The sequence below is a fragment of the Synechococcus sp. A15-127 genome (genome assembly GCF_014280215.1).
Lineage (GTDB): Bacteria > Cyanobacteriota > Cyanobacteriia > PCC-6307 > Cyanobiaceae > Parasynechococcus.
Genome location: NZ_CP047948.1, coordinates 1,151,324 through 1,170,020 on the forward strand (window position 1 = coordinate 1,151,324; position 18,697 = coordinate 1,170,020).

Here is an 18,697-nt window from a genome sequence, read left to right on the forward strand (position 1 = left end):
CTCACTTGCCACCCAGTTTGAGCAATTCAGCCGGGGAGGCGAGCAGGTCGATGGCCACGAAGTAGATCTTGTCGTTTTCATCCAGCAGGAAGCGCCAGGCCACGTTCATGCCCACCTCGCGTCCGAACCAGGGCGTCTGCACCTTGCCGGTGACCTTGATCTGGTTGAAGCCGCCCTCGGTCGGCTCTCCGTATCCGCCCTGAGGCATCAGCTTCAGGTTCTGGCAATCCCGCTTGAAGAACTTGAGGATGGCGTCGCGTCCGACGATCGGACGCTGGAACGGGGGCTGCAGCGCGCCGTCATCCAGGAAGAGATTGATCAGCTGATCGAAGTCGTTGGCATTGAGCAGCTGCATGTAACTCAGGATGCTCTGGTTCAGCACCCCGGGAATGAAGATCTCCTCGCGCTGATCCTCCGGGGTGGGAGCCACGATCGGCTCGGTCACCACATCGCTGTCGTTCACGTCAGGGTCGTAGCCCATGTCGACCACGAAGTTGCGAAGCAACGTGATCTGCTGGCCCTGCTCCACTTTCTTGACGGCTTCCAGCACGGAATTGGCGTTGGCGGACAGGCTGTATCCCTGAGGAATGGGCGCCACCTTGCCCTGACGCATGAATTCTCCCAGTTCGTACCAGAAGCAGAGCTTCACGTTCACCGACCAGTAGGCGTAGCGAGCCGAAATCGGGCTGTTGATTTTGGCGGCCAGGTCACACATCACCTTTGTCTGCTCGTCGAAGCTCATCGCCAAGATTTCGTCCAGCGTCGGTCGAGCCAGAGCCATGCGGGCTGCGCCGGGGGCCGCCACCGTGATGGTCTGACCCATCTCCAGATAGGCAAACCAGATCAGAGCCAGCTGGTCTTCCGCGCTCAGCAGCTTGAAGCGCGCCGTGATCGCCGGAACAGCATCCGCGGTCAACGTGTCCGGGAAGATCTGGCGAGCTTTGTCGAGCGTGAACATCCGCGGAAGGCACAGAGCGTCAAAACCGTAACACTATGTGTCGGGTTGACGCGTACCTGGCGCTTCTTTGCGTTGTTGCGACCGTGATCTTGTATATGGCAGTCTGATTTGTATGTCGGGTCGCTGCCGGTCTGCGCTCGTCAGGCAGCGAAACGTCCGCTCCGCCTGGTGCTCTGCGGATCTGATCGGGCCCGTCTCAAAGGGGAAGGCCGCCCCTCCCGGATGGGAAGGACGGCCTATCTCGCTCGTTTGTGCATAGCAATCGACCTAATCAGTGATGCTTCAAGGGTGTTGGAACCTCAAGCAAATGGACTGAAGAAACGGTCGAAGCGTCTGGCTTGATGGCGCCTGGGGCCAGGGAGTCCAGAGGTTGGGCCGGCATCCTTCAGGGCACCTTGGTCTTGGGCGGTGCAGAGGATGGTCGACTGGTCGGACGCACAGCTGTGTCGTCGCAGACGAAAGGCCCACGCATGGGTGGAAACTGTTGGAGCAGGGGCCGGAAAGTCAGGCTGCTTCTCGGATGTGCTCAGGTGGAGTGTCGGCCGTCATGGCTCCTCCGATCTCGATGCACACAGTGTTGGTGTTCCAGGCGACAAAGACAATCGGTGTTAAGGCGCATTGCCTCGAGGCAGCGGAACGCCGAAGTTGGAGATGGCCTGCCTGCCTCCGTGACCACGGTTGGACCCCATCATGTGAGAAGGTGGTGTCGACCGCCTTTCTGGCCAAATTTTTTGACGATCTTCATTGGAAATCTCTCCTGGGACGCTGAGAGAGAGGACCTCATCCATCTGTTCACCCAGTACGGCGAAGTGAGCAAGTGCTCCATGCCCCTGGATCGTGAGACCGGCCGCAAGCGTGGCTTCGCCTTCGTCGACCTGGCGAATGAGGCGGATGAAACCTCCGCGATCGACGATCTGCAGAACGTTGAATGGATGGGACGCGGCATCACCGTGCGCAAGGCTGAGCCGAAGCGCTGACGCCATTCGTTCGAACAGGTGCAGGCAACATCCCCCGATCGGGGGATGTTTTTTCATGGGCATCAGCTGAAGCTGATCCCACCCGGGGGAGTTCCCCTCTCCACAAGTGATGAGGTCGGCACGACCCACGCACACGTCTGCTGTTGCCTGAGCGCACAGGCCTGCCGATGAAATGTGAATACTCTGAAGTCATGTCCGAGACCACCACGCCTCAGCAACTGGAGCGCGACCTTCATGTCGCACGCCATCACGGCCGTTGGCTCAGTGATGAGGAACGTCTCGAGCTGGAGCGAGAGGAGAGTGAGCGACTGCAGAGCGACGAGCAGCAGAAGCAGCTGCGCACCAAGCTCACCATTCTGGCTGGTGTGTGTGTACTGCTGCCCCCCATGTGGCCGCTGGCCCTGGGGCTCACGCTTTACCTCCTGTTCCCGCGCACCATGACCCGCGTCGGCTTCGCTGCCGGCGCTTTCATCGTCACCGGCGCCATCGTCGGAGCAGGTCTGCTGATCGCGCTGATCGTCTGGATCTTCACGGTTCTGCTTTGAGCCGTTGGTCCTGACGGCGTTGATACACCATTCGACAGGTTGGCTCGTTACGTTGTGTGAAAGATGTTTGACCAGGGCATGTTGGGACGTTTCGGAATCATCGGTTGTGGGTATGTAGGCAGTGCTGTCGCTCTGCACATGCGTAACAACGGCATCGAGGTCACCGGCACAACCACAAGCCCAGATCGCCTGGGTGAACTCTGCGCCGTGGTCGACCATCCCCGCATCTTCAAGGCCGGGGATCCATCCGCCGACACCAGCTTCCTCGACCAGCTGGATGGCCTGTTGATTGCCATGGCACCCACAACGTCGACCTACGAAGAAGATCAGTACAAGGCGGTCTACGGCGAGGCGATTCCCGCCCTGGTTCAATCGATCCAGCAGCGTTCCAGCAAGCAGTCACTGCATGTGACCTACCTCAGCAGTGCCGGTGTGTATGGCGACAAAGCGGGACAGGTGGTCAACGAGCTCACACCCCCCGATCTCAGCAACCCCACCAACGCCATGCTGGCGGATGCGGAGTCCACGGTGCTCACGTTGAACTCTTCTTCGGTGCAGGCAAGCGTTCTGCGTCTCGGCGGGATCTACGGCCCGGGCAAGAACATCGCGGATTACATCCGTCGTGCCTCCGGACAGCAGGTTCCCAAGAACGGCAATCACATCAACGCCTGGGTGCATCTGATGGACATCATCCGTGGTGTGGACTTCGCCTTCCAGCGTCGTCTGCAGGGGCTCTACAACCTTGTCGACGACATGCAGATGACCCGACGCGAACTCTCCAATGCCCTCTGCGATGAGGATGGCCTCCCCCCGGTGATCTGGGATAACCACGATCGTCCGGACACCCGTGTCTTCAATGCCCGTGTCAGCAATGCCCGGCTCCGGGCGATGGGATTCACACCCCGGGTCGCCTCGATGCTTGAGCAGGTTCCTGCTCTGTAGTTCGTTGTTGGTCCTTTGAGCAGACCCCTGATCGGCCTGGCGGTGATCCTGACCCTTGCGCTTCTGGTCACCTGCGGTTCCAGGGTCAGGGTTCGCATCCGTTACCGGGTCGTGCCCCAGCAGCAACCTGAACAGCCAGGACTTCGAGGGCCGGTTGCTCCGTCCGGTGGACTGCTCATCTGATCAGACGTCAAAGTCCTTGCAGCCTTTTCTCCAGGGGTGGGTGGCACAGTCCATCGCCCAGTAGTCCAGGGGTGGTTGGTTCACCGGTGCGCTGGTCCGTGGATCGGCCACCGGCGCTGTGCGGCGCCGACCGATGCGGGGCAGATGGTCAGTGATCAGGCTCAGGTTGAAACGCGCCATCACGGATTTCTTCACTGATCAAGGTGTAACGCGCAGCACAGGGAATGTCCTTGGACGGATCTGAGTTTTTTCTGTGAAGGTGCGATCGGCTCACCAGAGCTGTGTTTTCGGCGCCAGTCGGCAGGGCCGGGACACGAAAAAGGTTTTTTGTAGCAACTCGAACAGTTGACAGCTCGACCCTGAGTTCTCATGGTTTCAGTCTCAACTCAATCCGTTTTGGATCTGATCACCACACCCTGTGATGTCGCCGGTCTCCACCGTCTCAGCATCGGAAGTGTGGTCGGTGCCCTCTGGCTGCAGACCCATTTCCCCAGTGCTGACTGGGACACCCTGCTGGCTGGTCAGGCAAGTTTCTCGTCTGACTGCGTCGACAGCCTGATGGCCGACGCTCGCTCAGCCGGCCTGAATGTTCAGCAACTTGTTGTTGTCGAATCCTGAAATTCTGACCGTGTCAGGAGAGCCGAACTCTCGCATGGTTCAGTGTTGTCGTTGCCCTCTTTTCTGTTCAACATCCATCAGAACAGTCATCAACAGCGTCAGAACGAATGGTCCTTTTTTACGACGATGAGGATCAGATCCTTCCACTTCTTTTTCACCGTGTGGATGCTGGTATGCCACCCTGCCGCTGCAGGGACTGTGATGGCATCCTGCGTCGCATGAACGAGCTGGGGCTTAATGACCACGAAGAGGCTGCTCCTCTTGTGGCTTGAAGCCACGGGCGGCGATCCGGGTTTGTGAACACCGATTGCGAGCATCCACAGATCGCACCTGCCAACTTTTAGAAATCTTGTGTGGTCTGAATGGCTTCAGTGTCAGAGACGTTCTGTTGTGACTTCGGTGTGTCTCTCGCAGTTCTGTTGCTCGAGATGAAGGCAACACTCGAGGATTTTGAAGACCAGCTCATGAGTTCTGGACAAGCTGAGCCGGAGTTGGAAGGTGTGAGCTGATGATCGAGCAGATCCGCGCTGTTTTTGCTGATCCGCAGGTGTCCGGTTTGGATCGCCTCTACGCCGCCATCAATGCAGCCCGGGATCTCGCTCCCGATTCCGATTTCCAGGCCTGCTACGACATCGTCATGGCCGGCGGCGGACCGGAGGCAGAGGCCTGGATCAGTTTCACGGTGAACACGGCGATGCGCTTCTCGATCGATCAGCAACCCGAGCCGGAGCAGTTCCTGGCTGTTCTGGAAGAGGTCTGTGACCGCCATCGCGGTCTCTGAGTCTCAGCTTTCGGAATATCTGAGAGCCTTCAAGCTCATCACCATGTGGGTGCGCACGCTGCCCAGTGCCATCACTTGCTTCGTTGTGCGCGTTTTACCCACCGCATCGCCCTGTAGCTCCAGCCACTGCAGCAGTTCCCTGGTCTGGTCAGCCCAGGCCGACAGGGCAGCCCTCAGCAGATCATCCTCATCAACCCCCATCTCACGCTCCTGAGCACCCCTTTCAGCTGCCTTGAGCAGGGCGCTGAGCTGCAGATGGCTCAGGGCATCAGGAACAGAGGGATCGAAGTCGATGCTTAAGGAAATCTGAAGTGATGGCCCAACCGTAGGCCCGGATGCCCCTCGCGTGCCAGTGCTTGGTCTCAGATGTCATCCATGAGGATGCTGATCCGGGTCCACGGGCAGTCCTCGCAGGCCGAGAGCGAGTCGGCGTGCCAGCAGCAGTCCTGGATACAGCGCTTCGGCGCGGCTGCGATCGCGGAACAGATCGCGCAGCACCACCAGCAGCGGATCGCTCGGCTGCATCCGTCCGCTCAGTTCGGCGATGGCAGCGCTTCCGTGCCAGGCCTGTTCCCCCTCCATCAGCACGGCGCCATCCGCCAGGCGCATCCCTCTGGCTTCGAGCGACCGCCGCAGGGCATCATCGGCCCGGCCATCAAGAATCTTCAGGTCCGGCAGGCCGCCGAGCAGCTCACTGCGGAGGGCGAAGCTGCGGCAGAAGAGGCAGCCGCCGTCGTAGACGAGGGTGAGTGGCATAACCGGAGTCTGTCGTGCTTCACCTGCTCGTTGCGGCCCTGCTGCTGATTCTGTGGGCCCTGCCGGTCTCCGCCGACTGGCTCTGTGACGGGGATCGGCTCCAGCTCGAGCGTGTCGCGGGGGCGGTCGATGTGCGCGGTCTTGCCGGCGGCATTCCCAATTCCAGTGATGGCACCCTGCCGGGGGATGGGATCCTGCTGAGCTGGCGCGGAACGACCCTCCAGCTTCCTCGCACCAACAATGCGGGGCCGCCCAGTTACACGGATGGCCGCTGGTGGTGGCGCGAACCGCTCGGCGAACGTCCGGAGTTCCTGGAACGGCGTGGTGACGTGATCGAGCATGCCTGCGAGCCCCTCGTTGACGCACCAGTACAAACGCACTAGAACAGGTGTATTAGTCCAGTGCTCCCCATGGCTCCCAGCTCCCCCTACGCCACATTCCGTGCCGAGGAATGGATGCGTGCATCCCAGATCCGCCCCCGCAAGGTTCTCGCAGAGCTCTCTCCTGTGGCGGTGCATCCCCCACGTCGTCGGCAGACGCATCGGCCAACCTGTGGTGTGATTCAGGGCGAGCTGTTTCTCTATCCCGTCGTGGCCTGCTGAGGTCGTCGCTGTCTCCGGCGTCCGCTCCGCTTGCGGGTTCCTCCGTAGCGATATCCCTCCTCAAGGCTCGTCGTTGGCCAGCAGCCAGGGCAGACGAAATGCCACTCCGGTCTCGCTGTTGTCGACACCCGGTAGTGAAGGCTGCCGTTGCTGCTGCAACGCTCGCAACAAGCCATGGGCAGCAGGTGCAGAAGCATCAGATATCAGTCGTAACAGTTTTTCCACATGACTGTGTGCTGTGATCGCTTCATTTGTCGCATTGATCTCGGAAAGTTATCGTCAATCCGCCTCTAACGGTCTGTTGTGAAGACCGGATCCTGCCCGGATGATTCTGGCTTTTCGCTGGTCGGTACCATTCGCTGAAAACCCCTTCCAGAATTAGCCTCTCGAGGTTTCGTCGTTGTTCGGATCCGGTCTGATTCCCGAGTTTTTCGGCTTGGTTTCGACACACATGGTTGCCTTGCGCCTGTCCTGTGTCAATTCCCATTCAGCCCGCGACAGTGGCCTGTGGAAAACCTGTGTAAAGCTTCATTGATCAGGCTGCCGTCGCCGCTTTCAGGGCGGCCATTTCATGGGCGTCGCGACCGCTTTCGATCTCGTCAGGGTGCGCTTCGAAATGGCGCAACCACTGTTGATAAGCCTGCTTTCGGGCCTCCGATGCGTCCCGGTGACCGGCTGCCGCAACCTCACCGATCTGCAGCTGGCTCTGCAGCAGTGCCAGCTGCGCTTCCACGCAGCGCAGCCGTGCCTCCACCGCGATGGGCGGCGTGGTCTCGAGATGTTGCTTCAGTGCTTCCAGCACCACCTCGCCCCGGCTGGTACCGGTCTGCTCAGCCCTCTGTCTCAGGGCTCGCCGCAGCTGCCTCGGCAGTTTCAGCTTCAAGAGAGCCAGATGCCACCACGCATCAGGGTCTCCCAGAGTTCCTGCCGGGTCTGATCCTGTTCAGCCACGGCAGCCGGTGCTGAAGACCTCAGGATGCGCTCCGGTGGTGTCCACCAGTCGTGCAGGCGATCCAGCCAGCCGGTTCGTCTGGGCCAGGGGCAGGAAGTCATGGCGCCTGCGGAAGCAATCTGGCTTCAGTGGAGCGCGCGCATCGCAAGACGGCATGCGTGCTTACACCTAATCGGTTCCGTGATGTCTCGGGGCCTGCCATCGTGCAGTCCGTTGCTTGTCGCCCGGGCATGAACGCTGAGGATCCAGTGACGCCGATGACGGCCCTGGTCGTCGACGGGGATGGCCGGCTCACCTACATGGGTGAGGACGGGCGCCGCCGCGTCATCGTCGGTGATCAGGAGCTGTTCGACCGGCTGCAGAGCCTGCTGAGTGAATCCGACGACAACACCTTCGAGGGGGGGTGCGGGATCTGAACCCGGACTTCAGGCCCTACGTCAGCGGGCGGTTGTGCACCTCGGCTTCCCGGATCATCGTCTGTGCTTCCCACAGTCCTTCAACGCGACAGCAGTGGTGGTCGGCATCGCAGGCCCAGTACCAGCCTTCCCCGAGTGATTCGATCGTGCTTCCACGCACCGTATGGATGATCAGTTGGTCCACGGATGGCTTGGTGACGTCTTTCAGTCTTGTCACAGGTTGAGTCCAGAATGCAACCGAATTGGACCAGCGGTGGCTGGGTCGATGGATTCAGTGGCTGCGGCCGAGAGCCAGCACGGCATCCATGCGTTTGACCTCGGAATTCAGGAAGAAATCCGCCCACATGCTCATCAGAAAGGTGAGTGTGCCGATGGCGCGCACCTGCTCGGGAGATCCGGCCGGTGTGTACTTGAAATCCATGAACATGCGATCTGCCACCTTCTGTTGCTCGCGGCAGCGGGCGTCGATCGACATCTCAGTTCTCCTTGCGCAAGCTGGGAAGGTCCGAGGGTTGCCTCAGCACGTAAACGACCAACCCTGTCAGCACGAGGCTGACGGCGATCAGAGCTTCGATGGCAATGGAATAATCCGTCATTGGAAGCCTGCATGTGAAGAAAAGTTAACAAGGGTCGGCAGCGCTCTGTGGCGATGCTGTTCCTCAGTGCGCAGATCCATTGCGGCGCAGTCCTGATTCCCGGGATGTCTGGCAATCTGATCGGTGATCTGCGTTGTTCGGCTCATGCTGTTGTTCGCCTCCCAGACGGCTCCCGGCGGTCCTGCCGTGATCCTTCCGGCCCTGTTGATCACCGGTCTTCTGGTGGCTGCCTCGCAGGCCTTCGTTCCCAAAGGCGGCAGCGACGACTGATCGCGAACCGGTTCAGCGGTCTGCCAGGTACGTCTCAGCCTGGCTTCAGAACCGGATGCCGACCTCTCCATACGTTGAGGAGCCGTCGTTGTCGAAGCCGTGAAGCGTTTCCTGTTCTTCACCCAGCTGGTTCTGTTTTCCTCGTTTCTTCAGTTGCTCGATCCGGCGCTGGCTCTCTCCTGTCATCCCCTGTTTGGGGGATGTGCATCCTCTGAAGCTGAATTAATCAGGGATGGAGAGCCTCACCTGCCTCCATGCCCCCTGTCTACGACCTGATTCTGGAGGTGAATGGCGATCTGCTCATTCGCCGGATCCTGGCGAATGGCCAGCGGGATGCCTGGGCCATGGCCAGGCGGCTGCACAGTGGCCGGGTGAAGGGAATCGTGTGTCGCGATGGCGAGGAAGCGGATGCTCCGCTCGACTCCCACCGCTAGAACGTCAATGACCATCGGGCTCTCCCGTGGATCTACGTGTCGGATCGCCGGAGATGCAGAGGGTCACCGCGGAATGCCGCGACCTGCTTCGCGGCCAGAGGGTGCTGCTCTGCTTCGGCGACCACCTGGCTCTCTGTGCCGTCGCGGATGCCGAGGTCTTCAGCGGGGGCGTCCAAGCGGCGGTCACCACAGAGGAGGAAGGGGTGCAGCACGCGCTGCGGCATCGCCCTGATCTGGTTCTGGCCAGCGAGGATCTCGAGCGCGGCTATGGCATCCGCCTGTTGCAGCGTCTCAAGCAGGCTCTGCCTCAGACCCGTCTGCTGATCTTTCTGCGCCGGGAGACGCAGGCGGTGGTGCAGGAGGCGATGCTGGCCGGTGCCGATGGCGTTCTGTTCATATCGGCCCTCGGCGGCGGCAGCGGCAATTTCGTCAAGGCCCTGCAGGTGACAGCCCGAGGCGGGTTGTTCTATCCGGGAGCCGTGCGTGCCGCTCTAAGGCCGGTCGGCGATCCTCCCTCGCGCCTGGAGGCCAGGGACACCCTCTCGGAGCGGGAGCTCGAGGTGGTGTCCTGCATTGCCGGTGGCTCCCGCAACAGCGAGATCGCCGAGCAGCTGCAGATTTCAACGGAGACCGTCAAATCCCACATCAGTGCGGCGATCCAGAAGCTGGGCGTGCGTGATCGCACTCAGCTGGCCGTGCAGGCTCTTCTGCACGGATGGATCTCGGCTCAGTAAACCCCGTAACGGATGCCGCGGTAACGCAGCTCCAGCCCGGCGGTTGCTTGCTGTTGATCGCGATTCGGCTCGTAGGACACGCCCCTGTAGCAGAGCGTCCTGCGGCTGTCCCGGCGCACGGTGGTGTGTTGTGCATCGGTGTGTTCGGCGTTGTCGTAGTCCCTCGTCATCTGCAGACGAGCCCGCTCGACGGCCTGACGGCGCATGGTGCGGGTTTTGATCAGTTGAAGCGTGTTCATCACAGGCTCCTTGTACAGCGCCCACGTCCCCGTTGCCTGACGCGGGTCTGACTGCAGCCCCGGTGGAAGGGGCTCAACGTGCTCCGATCATAGAACATTTCTGTAGCAACGGCTACTTTTTTGCCGTCCGGATCCGGCTGCCAGCATGGCGCCATGGAGCCCGCGATTCCTGTTCTCTGCATCTGCGGCCCCTCCGCCGCCGGGAAAACCACCTTTGCCGCTGCACTGGTTGACCATTTCCGTGGTCGCGGCCGGTCTCCGCTCACCGTCGCCTGCGACGACTACTACCGCAGCGACTGGACCCCGCATCCGCTGTTCGGTTACGACACGGTCGAGGCCATCGATACGGATGCCCTGCGCTCGGACCTTGAAGCGGCGCGATCCGGCCGGGCCGCCAGCCTTCGCCTCTACGACATGCGTTCCCGCACGGTCGGGCGTCGCGTCATCGACGGTGCCTACGACCTTGTGGTGCTGGAAGGGTCCTACGGCCCCCAGGATCTGATCCAGGGTTTTCCCTTCGATGGACTGATCTATCTCGAGGAATCGCTGCCCGTCCGACTGGTCCGCCGTCTGAGCCGTGATGTGCGCCACCGCCACCGCTCACCCCGTTACGTGATTCGTCAGATGCTGCGGGAGATGCTGCCAGGTGAGCTCCGTTTCATCCGCCCGCTGCGGGAGCATGCCGATCTTGTGGTCCGGGATCCGCAGCACGGCATCACGGCCGTCGGTCGTCTGATCGGCGACAGCTGATCCCCCGAGGTCTGGCTAACAACCAGGCAGATTTCCCCGTTCCATGGCCACATACAAAATCAGCATCGAAGGCGCTGCCAGCTTCGACTGTGCTGACGACGTTTACATCCTCGATGCGGCCGAGGAGGCCGGTGTGGATCTTCCTTATTCATGCCGAGCCGGAGCCTGTTCCACCTGCACCGGAAAGCTGATCAGCGGATCCGTGGATCAGACCGACCAGAGCTTCCTGGATGAAGATCAGATCGGCGAGGGGTTCGCACTGCTCTGCGTCAGCTATCCCACAGCGGACTGCGCCATCAAGGCCAACGCTGAAGACGACCTGAACTGATCAGGCCTTTTGCGTGATCACCGGTTTGCGACGGTCGGGATACAGCTCCCTGCAGAGGGGGCAGACCCGTCCGTCGCATCCGCGTGCCGTGCAGAATTCGCGCCCGTAGAAAATGATCTGGAGGTGGAGCCTGTTCCAGGCCCTCTCTGGAAACAGGGCCTTGAGGTCACGCTCAGTGCGCGCCACGTTCTCCCCGTTGCTCAACCCCCATCGCTGAGCCAGGCGATGGATATGGGTGTCCACCGGGAAAGCGGGCACACCGAAGGCCTGGGACATGACGACGCTGGCGGTCTTGTGCCCCACCCCGGGCAGAGCCTCCAGCTCCTCGAAACTCTCTGGCACGGCGCCGTCATGGCGCTCCAGCAGCAGCTGGGCCAGCCTGCGCACGTTCTTCGCCTTGGTCTTCGCCAGTCCGAGCTGGCGGATGAAGCCGAGGATTTGCTCCTCATCAAGCTCTGCCATCGCAGCAGGAGTCGGTCCTGCGGCGAACAGCGCCGGTGTCACCTCGTTCACCTTCTTGTCCGTGCACTGGGCGCTGAGCAGCACGGCGATCAGAAGCGTGAACGGATCGCTGTGGTCCAGGGGAATCGGTGTTTCGGGGTAGTGCTCCTCGAGGCGTTGCATCACCCGTTCGGCTCGCTCCTTCTTGCGCACGATCGATCAGTCCTCTCGCCCACCGCCGAAGCGGCGGAACAGTCCCTTCACCCGGTCCTTGGCGCGTCGCACCGCCCCCGCCTGGGCTGCCGGCGTTTCGCTGGAGGGCTCCGGCTCCGGCTCCGGCGATGGCTCCGGCGATGGTGTGGGTGTGCTGGCCTCTGCCTGGCTGGGCAGCCCTGCCAGTCCGGCGCCCAGTCGCCGTTGAAGATCGGTGCGTGCCGTTCTGAGCACCAGCACATCCCGGCGCCAGTGCGCGAGCACGGCGTCAGCCCGTTGCAGCTGCAGAACCAGATCCTGCACGTCCCTGGGCAGACTGTCGCGGCTGTAGCGGTTGCCGTCGATCTGAAGCAGCGGGGGCAGCGGAGAGGGGCCTGAACGCGTCATGTCTGGTGCCGCTGATCCTCCATCTCATTCTTCCATCGATTTCTGCACGTGGGATATTGCTTGGATATATAGTTAATATCGTAACGATATCGTGCAAGGCGGCATCTTCCGCAACAGTGAGTCAGATCCTGTTCGTTCTTGATGGTGCGCCTGCGGCGGCGGATTCGGTCTGCCTCCTGTCTTCTCGTCTCGCTAACCATGCTGACCCTCGGTTGCGGCCGGGAGCCGGTGCAACAGGCCGCGGATCGGCGTCCGACGGTGCTCACCACCTTCACCGTGCTGGCGGATCTGGCCGCCAATGTGGCCGGCGAGCGTCTTCAGGTGCGCTCGATCGTCAAGCCCGGTGCGGAGATCCACGGCTATCAGCCCACCCCCAGCGACATCGAGCGGGCCGCGGGAGCGTCCCTGATCATCGAGAACGGATTTGGTCTGGAGCTCTGGGCCCGGCGCTTCACCGCTGCGGCCGGCGACATTCCCACGCTCACACTGACGGAGGGAATGCAGCCGCTCCTGATCGGAGAGGACGCCTACGCCGGCAAGCCCAATCCCCATGCCTGGATGTCGCCGAAACGGACCATGGCCTATGTGGATCGTCTGGTGCAGGCCTTCACGCGTCTGGATCCCGCTGGAGCGGATGTCTTCGCCGCCAACGGCCGCCTCTACAAGAATCGTCTCCAGACTCTCGACGAAGAGCTGCGCCGCACGCTGGCGGGGATTCCTGAGCAGCGGCGCGTCCTGGTGAGCTGCGAGGGTGCCTTCTCATACCTCGCGGATGATTACGGCCTTCGCGAGGCCTATCTGTGGCCGGTCAACGCCGAAAGTGAGATCACCCCGAGGCGGATGGCCCGGTTAATTGATCTGGTGCGGGAACGGCAGGTGCCGGCGGTGTTCTGTGAGAGCACCGTGAGCGACGCGGCTCAGCGTCAGGTGGCGGAAGCCACCGGCGCCCGCTTCGGGGGAACCTTCTACGTCGATTCCCTTTCTTCAGCGGATGGCCCGGCATCCACCCTGCTGGACCTGCAGCGGCACAATGTGAAGCTGATCCGCGACGGTCTGGCCGGAGGCAAGGGGTGATGCGCATCGAGGCGGAGCAGCTCTGCGTCGACTACAACGGCACTGTTGCGTTGTACGACGCCAGCCTGCATCTGCCTGAGGGTTGCATCTGCGGGCTCGTGGGCATGAACGGTGCCGGCAAGTCCACCCTGTTCAAGGCGCTGACGGGCTTCGTGCGGCCATCCCGCGGCCACATCCGCATCAACGGCCGCAGTGTGCGGGAGGCCCAGCGGCAGCAGGCGGTGGCCTACGTCCCTCAGAGCGAGGGCGTCGATTGTCAGTTCCCCGTCTCGGTCTGGGATGTGGTGATGATGGGCCGCTACGGCTCCATGAATCCCCTGCGGATTCCCCGCAGCAGCGATCGTGTCGCCGTGGGCGATGCACTGCAGCGGGTCGACCTGCTCGAGCTGCGCAACCGGCCGATCGCTGCGCTCTCAGGCGGCCAGCGCAAGCGCACCTTCCTTGCCCGGGCCATCGCTCAGCGGGCTGATGTGCTGCTCCTCGATGAGCCGTTCAATGGCGTGGACGTGCGCACCGAACAGCTCATGGCTCAGCTGTTTCTGCAGTTCCGCGAGGAAGGTCGCACGATCCTGATCTCCACCCACGACCTCAGTCATGTGCGCGACTTCTGCGATCTGGTGGTGCTGATCAACAAGACCGTGCTCGCCTACGGAGAGACCTCCGAAGTGTTCACTCCTGAGAATCTGGCGATGACCTTCGGGGGGCTGCCGCCGGATCTGCTCACCGGCAACAGCACCCCTGAAGCCCCGCACTGATCACTCCTGGTCAGCCGTTGTCGAACCGCGTTCCATCACCCGGTTCAGCACGGCCTGTTTGATGCGGGCCCGGTCCCGCTCCACATAGATCTCGGCCCAGTACTCGGGTTTGGATTTCTGCAGAACCGCCTCCAGCTCGCGTTCGAGTTCGTCGAACACGGCATCGACGAACCCATCCGGGTTGTCACCGAAGCTGTCATGGCGGTTCAGAACCTTGTCGAGACGACGGATCAGTCGGGTGACGCGGGACATGGCGGGGAGGGTGGAGATCGTGGAAGGGGATCAGGAGCCGTTGGAGGGCTCGGAGTCGTTTTGCAGCAGCCGGATTCCCGTGCTGTCCTGCAGCTGCTTGAGCAGGGTGGCCAGGGACAGGTTGACCTGCCCCTCGCGTTCTCCGATCAGGGTCACTTCTTCGACCTCGACCGGCTGAACTGTGTCGCTCAGCATGGTGAGCAACGGCTCCAGCTTTTGCAACAGGAACAACCGTTTGGCGTCGTCGCCGGAGCGTCGGAGCGACTCCACCAGTTCCCGGAGACCCTCGGCCTGGGAACGACCCTGTTCCACGATCGTGGCGGCCTCACCCTTGGCATCGGCGATCATCGTCAGCGATTCGGATTCCGCCGGTGCGATCACATCGGCTTCGAGCTGTTGCATCACCTGCTTGATGCGTTCCTCCTGCACAGGCACTTCGGCCTGGGCCCGGGCCAGCTCGGCTCCGACCATCGCTTCCACCTCCGCCACAAACGCATCACGGCCGGTGAGCGCATCCTGCATACGTTTCTCCGCCTCCGCCGTCGCCACGGCCAGCTCCTTGTCCAGTCGCCGCAGCGCGGTGATCCGCTCGTTCTCCGCCTTCTTCACCTCCGACTGGGAGCTGGCCTCCGCTTCGGCGATGCGCGAGTCCCGTTTCAGCTCCACCAGCTGCTTGCGACCGATCGAATCGAGATAGCGAACGTCATCGGAGATGTTCTGGATCTGCAGGGTGTCCAGCACCAGGCCGAGTTTCTGCAGATCGTCCTCTGCCTCCTCCAGCAGGGTGCGGGCGAAGGTCACCTTGTCCTCGTTGAGCTGCTCGGGGGTGAGGCTGGCCATCACACCGCGCAGATTGCCCTCCAGCGTCTCCTTGGCGATGTGACGGATCTCGTCCTGTGATTTGCCGATCAGGCGTTCGATCGCGTTGTGGATGCCCGGCTCATCACCGGAGATCTTGATGTTCGCGACGCCGGAGACGTTCAGGGGAATCCCGCCCCGGGAGTAGGCGTTCTCCACCCTCAGGTCGATGATCATGTTGCTGAGGTCAAGGCGCATCACCTCTTCAAGCAGAGGGATGCGCAGGGCGCTGCCGCCTCGCCTGGTGCGATACCCCACCGGCTTACCGCTGCCGGTGGTCCGCCGCAGGCCGGCGAAGATCAGCACTTCACTGGGCTGGCAGATGTAGTAGAGCTGACGCAGCAGCACGACGAACGCCCAGACGCCGGCGGCGCCGGTCAGACCGAGTGCGATGAACATCAGTGTTTCTCCTGGGAGTTGGTCAGGGTGCCGAGCAGATCGATGCCGAGAATCTCGTTCACCTGCTCGAAGAACTGGCGCACCACCACGTGGTTAAGGGCCACAAGACTGGCGAGGGACTGGGCGCCGTTGCCGTCCAGCGCCGTGACCCGCTGAAGTTTCAGGCGGGCCGGCAGACGCGTGGCCTGGGAGAGCACCATCTCGATCTGCTGCAGCAGAAACACCAGCTCCGCGGTGCTGCCCGCTTCCTCCCACACCTGGGTGAGCAGGTCATTGACCAGAGCGCTGGCCTTGACGTCCTCCGCCGTGGCCGCCGCCTGGCCCCGGGCCCGCAGTTCCTTGGCCTTCTGACTGGCCTGGGCCGGCAGCACCTCCTCCGCCTTCAGCCGCAGGCGCTCCAGCTCCGCACGCACCTTCTGCAGCTGCTGCTCGGCGCGGGCCCTGGCCTCCTGCTCAGCCGCCTTCGTGCGCTCCTCCTCGGAGCGGGCCTGCTTGTCCATCTGCGCCACCTTGGTGCGCACCTCATTGGTTTTCTGCAGCACAACGGTGTCCGCCTCGGTGCGCATCACCTCGGCCACCTCCTCCATCTGCGCTTCCACCCGCTCGGCCTGACCGATCGCCTCCGCTTCGGCGATCTCCGCATCGCGGACGATCTGGGCGACGCGGCGTCGGCTGATCGAATTCAGGTAGTCCACGTCATCGAAGACGCTCTGGATCTTGAGCGTGTCCAGCTGCAGCCCCAGTCGACGCATGTCCTGACCGACATCCTCGGCGATCTGCTCGGCGAAGCGGAGCCGGTCTTCGTTGACCTGTTCGGGGGTGAGCTGGGCCAGCACACTGCGCAGATTGCCTTCGAGGTTCTCCTTGGCCACCTGCACGATCTCCGAGGGGTCATGACCGAGGAAGCGCTCGATGGCGTTGTTGCGCACCTCCGGATCGGTGCTCACCTTGACGTTGGCAATGGCCTGGATGTTCAGCGGGGTTCCGCCGTGGGAATAGGCGTTGCGCACCTCCACCACCACCGGCAGCAGCGTGACGTCGACACGGCGGGCGGTTTCGAGAATCGGCTTGACGAAGGTCCAGCCACCGTTGGCCACCACCCGGTATCCCTTCATGCCCTGGCTGCCATGGTCCGAGCGGGAACCGGTCACCACGAGCATCTCGTTGGGTCGGCAGATGCGGATCATCCAGCGGCTGATCAGGGTCAGGGCGATCAGCCCGATGAAGACACCGCCGACAGCGCCCAGCACAACAGAGTTGTCACTGCGCTCGTTGGTCCACATCGGCGGGGATGCCGGTTGCACCTGCAGCAGGGGCTGCTTCTGAAGTGGTGGCCCTTTCATTCGATTCGGCAGGAGATGCCTTCCCTAGCGCCGATCCTGTCGAACCGCCATCAAATGCGATCCACCCGCAGGGTGTTCCCTTCACTGGCCACCACCACCACCGTGGTGCCCTGAGGCAAGCTTCCCCCGTTGCTGACGGCCGGTCGGCGGATCAGGCTGCCGCGTGCCGTCAGCTCCACGAAGCCGCGGCTCTCCGCTTCGATCGCCAGGGTGACGATGCCCTCCCGCCCGATCAGATCAGCGCTGCGCACCAGGCTGTCGACGTCCCGCCGGCCCATCAGGCCCAGCAGCCTTGCCGCGGCCAGTCCCATGGCCACGCCCATCCCAAGAGCCAGGACCACCGTCGGCAGAACGGTGCCGCTGCGGGTCAGCAGGCTGAGCAGCAGACCGCACAGACCGAACCCGCACAGGCCGAAGGACCAGAACGGGGTGCTGAACAGCAGGCTGAGATTGCCGCCCGCTCCATCGGCCCCGCTGTCACCCTCCAGAGACAGGGCGATGAGCACACCCCCGGCAAGCAGGGAGAACAGGTAAGTGAGCAGCATGGTTGGCGGTGATCACTCCAGTCTGGCTCGCATCAGCTCCGTGAGTGCCTGCTCCAGATCGTTGGTGAGCTGCTGCACGGCCTGTCGGCGGTTGCTGCGGTAGTCGGCCACCCGTGGTTGCACGGCGAGCGCCTCACCGAGACTCAGTTCGACCCGCTGCGGACCGAGGCAAGGCTTGCCATTCCAGGGACTGGCCTCGATCCATCCGATCGCCTCCTCCACCAGCAGCACCATCTCCGCGAAGCGGTCGAAGTCTGGTTGATCGCTCACGTAGTGACCGCTGACGCTGGTGAAGTGCTCCACCAGGCGCATGCGGGTCAGCTGCTGATCCGCATGCGCCTCCCAGTCCGCCAGGCTGCGCTCGAGCGGTGGCAGCTGATCGAGGTTCTCGCGGTAAATGCGGTCCCAGGCGGCCTGTTCGATGCGGCGGCAGCGCTCCTGCAATGTGCCGCTGGCCCGCAGTCCGAAATGGCTTTCAGCCTTGCGAAGTCCATGCAATCGGTAGGCCTCGATCCGCTGGGTCAACGGTTGATCCGGCTCCGGTCGCAGCCGTTCCAGCTGTTCGAGGGCCTCGATCAGCTCTGCGCCGATGCGCAGAAGCCGTTCCCGGCGGTTCCCCTGATCCTCCGGGCTCAGCCCGAGGTGCTGCTCGAGTGCGGTCAGCCGCGCTTCCAGAGCCGCCCAGTCCGGTCGACGCCAGCTGTAGCGGATGCCGACAGGAATCACATGAAGCGGGCGGGGATCGTCCGCTTCATCCATGTCTTCCGCTGCCCAGAAGGCCAGCTGGGCCACCCCCGGTTCGAGGGGAGCCATTTCTCCGGAGAGGTTGTTGGTCGCTCCTTCAGGGGCCACCACCAGGGCGTGGCGACCCTGGGCCAGAGCATCGCGAGCCTGTTTCAGTGCAGGTCGGTCGAGCCGTCCCCGGTGGATCGCGATGCCGCCGCACCGCTGCAGTAGCCAACCGATCAATGGTCCGGCCCAGAGCGGGATGCCGCGGTCGTAGAGGAACCGCAGTTCGATCGGGCGCGGCAGTGTCAGGCCAAGCCGGCGCGCAGCCTCAGGCACCCCCGTCCAGAACAGATCCGCCAGCACCAGCGGATCCCGCGGGCTGGGATGCCGGAAGGCGAGCAGAAGGGTTCGCTCCCCCTGCTGCTGGGCGGCGAATTCCCGCGCCAGCCCCTCGTCGGCATTGCCATGGTCCAGTTGCAGCCGCTGACTGGTGAACACCCAAGGCAGCAGTCGACGCAACACGGCCTGCACCGTGCGGCTTGCCCGGGTCGGCAGACGCCTCAGGGCTGGTCTGGCGGACTGGATCGAAGCGTGCGGCACGCGTCAGAGGCAGACCACCC

Annotated in this window: 35 protein-coding genes; 16 read left to right on the top strand and 19 right to left on the bottom strand. The window is 62.7% G+C overall.

The features are described from left to right. Position 1: 1 nt before the first annotated feature. A complete protein-coding gene (locus SynA15127_RS05840; RefSeq protein WP_186485379.1) occupies positions 2-958 on the bottom strand; it encodes an orange carotenoid-binding protein in 957 nt (318 codons plus the stop codon). A 731-nt stretch (positions 959-1,689) separates the two neighbouring features. Here SynA15127_RS05840 and SynA15127_RS05845 point away from each other — a divergent pair. From SynA15127_RS05845 to SynA15127_RS05860, 4 genes are all read left to right on the top strand, one after another. Then, complete coding sequence (locus SynA15127_RS05845; RefSeq protein ID WP_043690867.1) at positions 1,690-1,935, top strand: RNA-binding protein; 246 nt, start codon at positions 1,690-1,692, stop codon at positions 1,933-1,935. Positions 1,936-2,126: 191 nt separating this feature from the next. Next, entirely contained in the window at positions 2,127-2,480 is a 354-nt protein-coding gene (locus SynA15127_RS05850; RefSeq protein WP_255475605.1) for a hypothetical protein, read from the top strand. A gap of 63 nt (positions 2,481-2,543) precedes the next feature. Beyond that, entirely contained in the window at positions 2,544-3,422 is an 879-nt protein-coding gene (locus SynA15127_RS05855) for an SDR family oxidoreductase (protein WP_255475606.1), read from the top strand. Between the two features lie 15 nt (positions 3,423-3,437). Next, entirely contained in the window at positions 3,438-3,605 is a 168-nt protein-coding gene (locus SynA15127_RS05860; RefSeq protein WP_173402111.1) for a hypothetical protein, read from the top strand. Here SynA15127_RS05860 and SynA15127_RS05865 read toward each other — a convergent pair whose 3' ends face one another. Next, a complete protein-coding gene (locus SynA15127_RS05865; protein ID WP_186485381.1) occupies positions 3,606-3,785 on the bottom strand; it encodes a hypothetical protein in 180 nt (59 codons plus the stop codon). Positions 3,786-3,974: 189 nt separating this feature from the next. On the opposite strand from SynA15127_RS05865, the gene SynA15127_RS05870 reads away from it, so the two are divergent. Further along, positions 3,975-4,223 (top strand): hypothetical protein, encoded by a 249-nt coding sequence (locus SynA15127_RS05870; RefSeq protein WP_255475607.1) that lies wholly within the window; start codon positions 3,975-3,977, stop codon positions 4,221-4,223. Between the two features lie 39 nt (positions 4,224-4,262). Here SynA15127_RS05870 and SynA15127_RS05875 read toward each other — a convergent pair whose 3' ends face one another. After that, a complete protein-coding gene (locus tag SynA15127_RS05875; RefSeq protein WP_186485382.1) occupies positions 4,263-4,403 on the bottom strand; it encodes a hypothetical protein in 141 nt (46 codons plus the stop codon). Between the two features lie 328 nt (positions 4,404-4,731). Between SynA15127_RS05875 and SynA15127_RS05880 the strand changes: the two genes are divergently transcribed. Beyond that, positions 4,732-5,004 carry a hypothetical protein gene (locus SynA15127_RS05880; protein WP_186485383.1) on the top strand — a complete coding sequence of 91 codons (273 nt, stop codon included), beginning with the start codon at positions 4,732-4,734 and terminating at the stop codon, positions 5,002-5,004. 3 nt (positions 5,005-5,007) lie between these two features. Here SynA15127_RS05880 and SynA15127_RS05885 read toward each other — a convergent pair whose 3' ends face one another. Next, positions 5,008-5,205 (bottom strand): hypothetical protein, encoded by a 198-nt coding sequence (locus SynA15127_RS05885; protein WP_186485384.1) that lies wholly within the window; start codon positions 5,203-5,205, stop codon positions 5,008-5,010. A gap of 168 nt (positions 5,206-5,373) precedes the next feature. Further along, positions 5,374-5,760 carry a DCC1-like thiol-disulfide oxidoreductase family protein gene (locus tag SynA15127_RS05890; protein ID WP_186485385.1) on the bottom strand — a complete coding sequence of 129 codons (387 nt, stop codon included), beginning with the start codon at positions 5,758-5,760 and terminating at the stop codon, positions 5,374-5,376. A 14-nt stretch (positions 5,761-5,774) separates the two neighbouring features. Between SynA15127_RS05890 and SynA15127_RS05895 the strand changes: the two genes are divergently transcribed. Next, positions 5,775-6,143 carry a hypothetical protein gene (locus tag SynA15127_RS05895; protein WP_370594027.1) on the top strand — a complete coding sequence of 123 codons (369 nt, stop codon included), beginning with the start codon at positions 5,775-5,777 and terminating at the stop codon, positions 6,141-6,143. 27 nt (positions 6,144-6,170) lie between these two features. Further along, positions 6,171-6,362, top strand: a complete 192-nt coding sequence (locus SynA15127_RS05900) for a hypothetical protein (RefSeq protein ID WP_186485386.1) — start codon at positions 6,171-6,173, stop codon at positions 6,360-6,362. On the opposite strand, the gene SynA15127_RS05905 is transcribed toward SynA15127_RS05900, so the two are convergent. The 3 genes from SynA15127_RS05905 to SynA15127_RS05915 all read right to left on the bottom strand — a co-directional run bounded on the left by SynA15127_RS05905 (position 6,341) and on the right by SynA15127_RS05915 (position 7,415). Further along, the gene (locus tag SynA15127_RS05905; RefSeq protein WP_255475608.1) at positions 6,341-6,559 is read right to left on the bottom strand and encodes a hypothetical protein; all 219 of its coding nucleotides are present in this window, start codon (positions 6,557-6,559) and stop codon (positions 6,341-6,343) included. The genes SynA15127_RS05900 and SynA15127_RS05905 overlap by 22 nt on opposite strands. Before the next feature lie 338 nt (positions 6,560-6,897). Next, positions 6,898-7,245 carry a ribbon-helix-helix protein, CopG family gene (locus SynA15127_RS05910; RefSeq protein ID WP_186485387.1) on the bottom strand — a complete coding sequence of 116 codons (348 nt, stop codon included), beginning with the start codon at positions 7,243-7,245 and terminating at the stop codon, positions 6,898-6,900. Further along, complete coding sequence (locus SynA15127_RS05915; protein WP_186485388.1) at positions 7,242-7,415, bottom strand: hypothetical protein; 174 nt, start codon at positions 7,413-7,415, stop codon at positions 7,242-7,244. The genes SynA15127_RS05910 and SynA15127_RS05915 overlap by 4 nt, the downstream gene beginning before the upstream one ends. A gap of 102 nt (positions 7,416-7,517) precedes the next feature. Here SynA15127_RS05915 and SynA15127_RS05920 point away from each other — a divergent pair, with 102 nt between their 5' ends. Next, entirely contained in the window at positions 7,518-7,730 is a 213-nt protein-coding gene (locus SynA15127_RS05920; RefSeq protein WP_255475609.1) for a hypothetical protein, read from the top strand. 16 nt (positions 7,731-7,746) lie between these two features. Here the strand turns inward: SynA15127_RS05920 and SynA15127_RS05925 are convergent, their stop codons facing one another. Together SynA15127_RS05925 and SynA15127_RS05930 are read right to left on the bottom strand one after the other, a co-directional pair. Continuing rightward, entirely contained in the window at positions 7,747-7,914 is a 168-nt protein-coding gene (locus SynA15127_RS05925; RefSeq protein ID WP_186485389.1) for a hypothetical protein, read from the bottom strand. Between the two features lie 87 nt (positions 7,915-8,001). Next, positions 8,002-8,205: a hypothetical protein gene (locus SynA15127_RS05930; RefSeq protein ID WP_186485390.1), complete on the bottom strand. Its 204-nt coding sequence runs from the start codon at positions 8,203-8,205 to the stop codon at positions 8,002-8,004. A 244-nt stretch (positions 8,206-8,449) separates the two neighbouring features. On the opposite strand from SynA15127_RS05930, the gene SynA15127_RS05935 reads away from it, so the two are divergent. Then, a complete protein-coding gene (locus tag SynA15127_RS05935; RefSeq protein ID WP_156957069.1) occupies positions 8,450-8,596 on the top strand; it encodes a hypothetical protein in 147 nt (48 codons plus the stop codon). Between the two features lie 45 nt (positions 8,597-8,641). Here the strand turns inward: SynA15127_RS05935 and SynA15127_RS05940 are convergent, their stop codons facing one another. Further along, positions 8,642-8,782 carry a hypothetical protein gene (locus tag SynA15127_RS05940; protein WP_186485391.1) on the bottom strand — a complete coding sequence of 47 codons (141 nt, stop codon included), beginning with the start codon at positions 8,780-8,782 and terminating at the stop codon, positions 8,642-8,644. Between the two features lie 68 nt (positions 8,783-8,850). Here SynA15127_RS05940 and SynA15127_RS05945 point away from each other — a divergent pair, with 68 nt between their 5' ends. Both SynA15127_RS05945 and SynA15127_RS05950 read left to right on the top strand, forming a co-directional pair. Beyond that, positions 8,851-9,030: a hypothetical protein gene (locus SynA15127_RS05945; RefSeq protein ID WP_043690899.1), complete on the top strand. Its 180-nt coding sequence runs from the start codon at positions 8,851-8,853 to the stop codon at positions 9,028-9,030. A 26-nt stretch (positions 9,031-9,056) separates the two neighbouring features. Beyond that, entirely contained in the window at positions 9,057-9,764 is a 708-nt protein-coding gene (locus tag SynA15127_RS05950; RefSeq protein ID WP_186485392.1) for a response regulator transcription factor, read from the top strand. Here the strand turns inward: SynA15127_RS05950 and SynA15127_RS05955 are convergent. Next, on the bottom strand, positions 9,758-10,003 hold the full coding sequence (locus tag SynA15127_RS05955; RefSeq protein WP_255475610.1) for a DUF4278 domain-containing protein: 246 nt from the start codon (positions 10,001-10,003) through the stop codon (positions 9,758-9,760). The two genes, SynA15127_RS05950 and SynA15127_RS05955, sit on opposite strands and share 7 nt — an antisense overlap. A 153-nt stretch (positions 10,004-10,156) precedes the next feature. Between SynA15127_RS05955 and SynA15127_RS05960 the strand changes: the two genes are divergently transcribed. Next, entirely contained in the window at positions 10,157-10,753 is a 597-nt protein-coding gene (locus SynA15127_RS05960) for a nucleoside kinase (RefSeq protein ID WP_186485393.1), read from the top strand. 43 nt (positions 10,754-10,796) lie between these two features. Further along, positions 10,797-11,081 carry a 2Fe-2S iron-sulfur cluster-binding protein gene (locus SynA15127_RS05965; protein WP_186485394.1) on the top strand — a complete coding sequence of 95 codons (285 nt, stop codon included), beginning with the start codon at positions 10,797-10,799 and terminating at the stop codon, positions 11,079-11,081. Here the strand turns inward: SynA15127_RS05965 and nth are convergent, their stop codons facing one another. Together nth and SynA15127_RS05975 are read right to left on the bottom strand one after the other, a co-directional pair. Further along, entirely contained in the window at positions 11,082-11,735 is a 654-nt protein-coding gene (nth, locus tag SynA15127_RS05970) for an endonuclease III (protein WP_186485395.1), read from the bottom strand. A 6-nt stretch (positions 11,736-11,741) separates the two neighbouring features. Then, a complete protein-coding gene (locus SynA15127_RS05975; RefSeq protein WP_186485396.1) occupies positions 11,742-12,122 on the bottom strand; it encodes a DUF6447 family protein in 381 nt (126 codons plus the stop codon). A 198-nt stretch (positions 12,123-12,320) separates the two neighbouring features. Between SynA15127_RS05975 and SynA15127_RS05980 the strand changes: the two genes are divergently transcribed. Together SynA15127_RS05980 and SynA15127_RS05985 are read left to right on the top strand one after the other, a co-directional pair. Next, the gene (locus SynA15127_RS05980) at positions 12,321-13,196 is read left to right on the top strand and encodes a metal ABC transporter substrate-binding protein (RefSeq protein WP_255475611.1); all 876 of its coding nucleotides are present in this window, start codon (positions 12,321-12,323) and stop codon (positions 13,194-13,196) included. Further along, complete coding sequence (locus tag SynA15127_RS05985) at positions 13,196-13,951, top strand: metal ABC transporter ATP-binding protein (RefSeq protein WP_043690918.1); 756 nt, start codon at positions 13,196-13,198, stop codon at positions 13,949-13,951. The genes SynA15127_RS05980 and SynA15127_RS05985 overlap by 1 nt, the downstream gene beginning before the upstream one ends. Here SynA15127_RS05985 and SynA15127_RS05990 read toward each other — a convergent pair whose 3' ends face one another. Genes SynA15127_RS05990 through SynA15127_RS06010 form a run of 5 tightly spaced genes read right to left on the bottom strand, consistent with a single transcriptional unit; the run spans position 13,952 to position 18,677 of the window. Continuing rightward, the gene (locus SynA15127_RS05990) at positions 13,952-14,203 is read right to left on the bottom strand and encodes a hypothetical protein (protein ID WP_186485398.1); all 252 of its coding nucleotides are present in this window, start codon (positions 14,201-14,203) and stop codon (positions 13,952-13,954) included. Between the two features lie 30 nt (positions 14,204-14,233). Beyond that, the gene (locus SynA15127_RS05995) at positions 14,234-15,460 is read right to left on the bottom strand and encodes a flotillin family protein (protein ID WP_186485399.1); all 1,227 of its coding nucleotides are present in this window, start codon (positions 15,458-15,460) and stop codon (positions 14,234-14,236) included. Continuing rightward, positions 15,460-16,803, bottom strand: a complete 1,344-nt coding sequence (locus tag SynA15127_RS06000; protein ID WP_370594028.1) for a flotillin family protein — start codon at positions 16,801-16,803, stop codon at positions 15,460-15,462. Before SynA15127_RS06000 ends, SynA15127_RS05995 begins: the two co-directional genes overlap by 1 nt. Before the next feature lie 50 nt (positions 16,804-16,853). Next, entirely contained in the window at positions 16,854-17,348 is a 495-nt protein-coding gene (locus tag SynA15127_RS06005; RefSeq protein WP_186485400.1) for an NfeD family protein, read from the bottom strand. A 12-nt stretch (positions 17,349-17,360) separates the two neighbouring features. Next, entirely contained in the window at positions 17,361-18,677 is a 1,317-nt protein-coding gene (locus SynA15127_RS06010; protein WP_186485401.1) for a 1-acyl-sn-glycerol-3-phosphate acyltransferase, read from the bottom strand. Between the last annotated feature and the right edge of the window lie 20 nt (positions 18,678-18,697).

Coding starts and splice junctions, on each gene's coding strand:
- SynA15127_RS05890 (WP_186485385.1), bottom strand. CDS start 5,760: ATGCCACTCACCCTCGTCTACGACGGCGGCTGCCTCTTCTGCCGCAGC.
- SynA15127_RS05990 (WP_186485398.1), bottom strand. CDS start 14,203: ATGTCCCGCGTCACCCGACTGATCCGTCGTCTCGACAAGGTTCTGAAC.
- SynA15127_RS05840 (WP_186485379.1), bottom strand. CDS start 958: ATGTTCACGCTCGACAAAGCTCGCCAGATCTTCCCGGACACGTTGACC.
- SynA15127_RS05865 (WP_186485381.1), bottom strand. CDS start 3,785: ATGGCGCGTTTCAACCTGAGCCTGATCACTGACCATCTGCCCCGCATC.
- SynA15127_RS05945 (WP_043690899.1), top strand. CDS start 8,851: ATGCCCCCTGTCTACGACCTGATTCTGGAGGTGAATGGCGATCTGCTC.
- SynA15127_RS05975 (WP_186485396.1), bottom strand. CDS start 12,122: ATGACGCGTTCAGGCCCCTCTCCGCTGCCCCCGCTGCTTCAGATCGAC.
- SynA15127_RS05900 (WP_186485386.1), top strand. CDS start 6,171: ATGGCTCCCAGCTCCCCCTACGCCACATTCCGTGCCGAGGAATGGATG.
- SynA15127_RS05985 (WP_043690918.1), top strand. CDS start 13,196: ATGCGCATCGAGGCGGAGCAGCTCTGCGTCGACTACAACGGCACTGTT.
- SynA15127_RS06005 (WP_186485400.1), bottom strand. CDS start 17,348: ATGCTGCTCACTTACCTGTTCTCCCTGCTTGCCGGGGGTGTGCTCATC.
- SynA15127_RS05870 (WP_255475607.1), top strand. CDS start 3,975: ATGGTTTCAGTCTCAACTCAATCCGTTTTGGATCTGATCACCACACCC.
- SynA15127_RS05955 (WP_255475610.1), bottom strand. CDS start 10,003: ATGAACACGCTTCAACTGATCAAAACCCGCACCATGCGCCGTCAGGCC.
- SynA15127_RS05940 (WP_186485391.1), bottom strand. CDS start 8,782: ATGACAGGAGAGAGCCAGCGCCGGATCGAGCAACTGAAGAAACGAGGA.
- SynA15127_RS05960 (WP_186485393.1), top strand. CDS start 10,157: ATGGAGCCCGCGATTCCTGTTCTCTGCATCTGCGGCCCCTCCGCCGCC.
- SynA15127_RS05885 (WP_186485384.1), bottom strand. CDS start 5,205: ATGGGGGTTGATGAGGATGATCTGCTGAGGGCTGCCCTGTCGGCCTGG.
- SynA15127_RS05930 (WP_186485390.1), bottom strand. CDS start 8,205: ATGTCGATCGACGCCCGCTGCCGCGAGCAACAGAAGGTGGCAGATCGC.
- SynA15127_RS05880 (WP_186485383.1), top strand. CDS start 4,732: ATGATCGAGCAGATCCGCGCTGTTTTTGCTGATCCGCAGGTGTCCGGT.
- SynA15127_RS05855 (WP_255475606.1), top strand. CDS start 2,544: ATGTTTGACCAGGGCATGTTGGGACGTTTCGGAATCATCGGTTGTGGG.
- SynA15127_RS05995 (WP_186485399.1), bottom strand. CDS start 15,460: ATGTTCATCGCACTCGGTCTGACCGGCGCCGCCGGCGTCTGGGCGTTC.
- SynA15127_RS05905 (WP_255475608.1), bottom strand. CDS start 6,559: ATGCTTCTGCACCTGCTGCCCATGGCTTGTTGCGAGCGTTGCAGCAGC.
- SynA15127_RS05915 (WP_186485388.1), bottom strand. CDS start 7,415: ATGACTTCCTGCCCCTGGCCCAGACGAACCGGCTGGCTGGATCGCCTG.
- SynA15127_RS06000 (WP_370594028.1), bottom strand. CDS start 16,803: ATGAAAGGGCCACCACTTCAGAAGCAGCCCCTGCTGCAGGTGCAACCG.
- SynA15127_RS05965 (WP_186485394.1), top strand. CDS start 10,797: ATGGCCACATACAAAATCAGCATCGAAGGCGCTGCCAGCTTCGACTGT.
- SynA15127_RS05980 (WP_255475611.1), top strand. CDS start 12,321: ATGCTGACCCTCGGTTGCGGCCGGGAGCCGGTGCAACAGGCCGCGGAT.
- SynA15127_RS05850 (WP_255475605.1), top strand. CDS start 2,127: ATGTCCGAGACCACCACGCCTCAGCAACTGGAGCGCGACCTTCATGTC.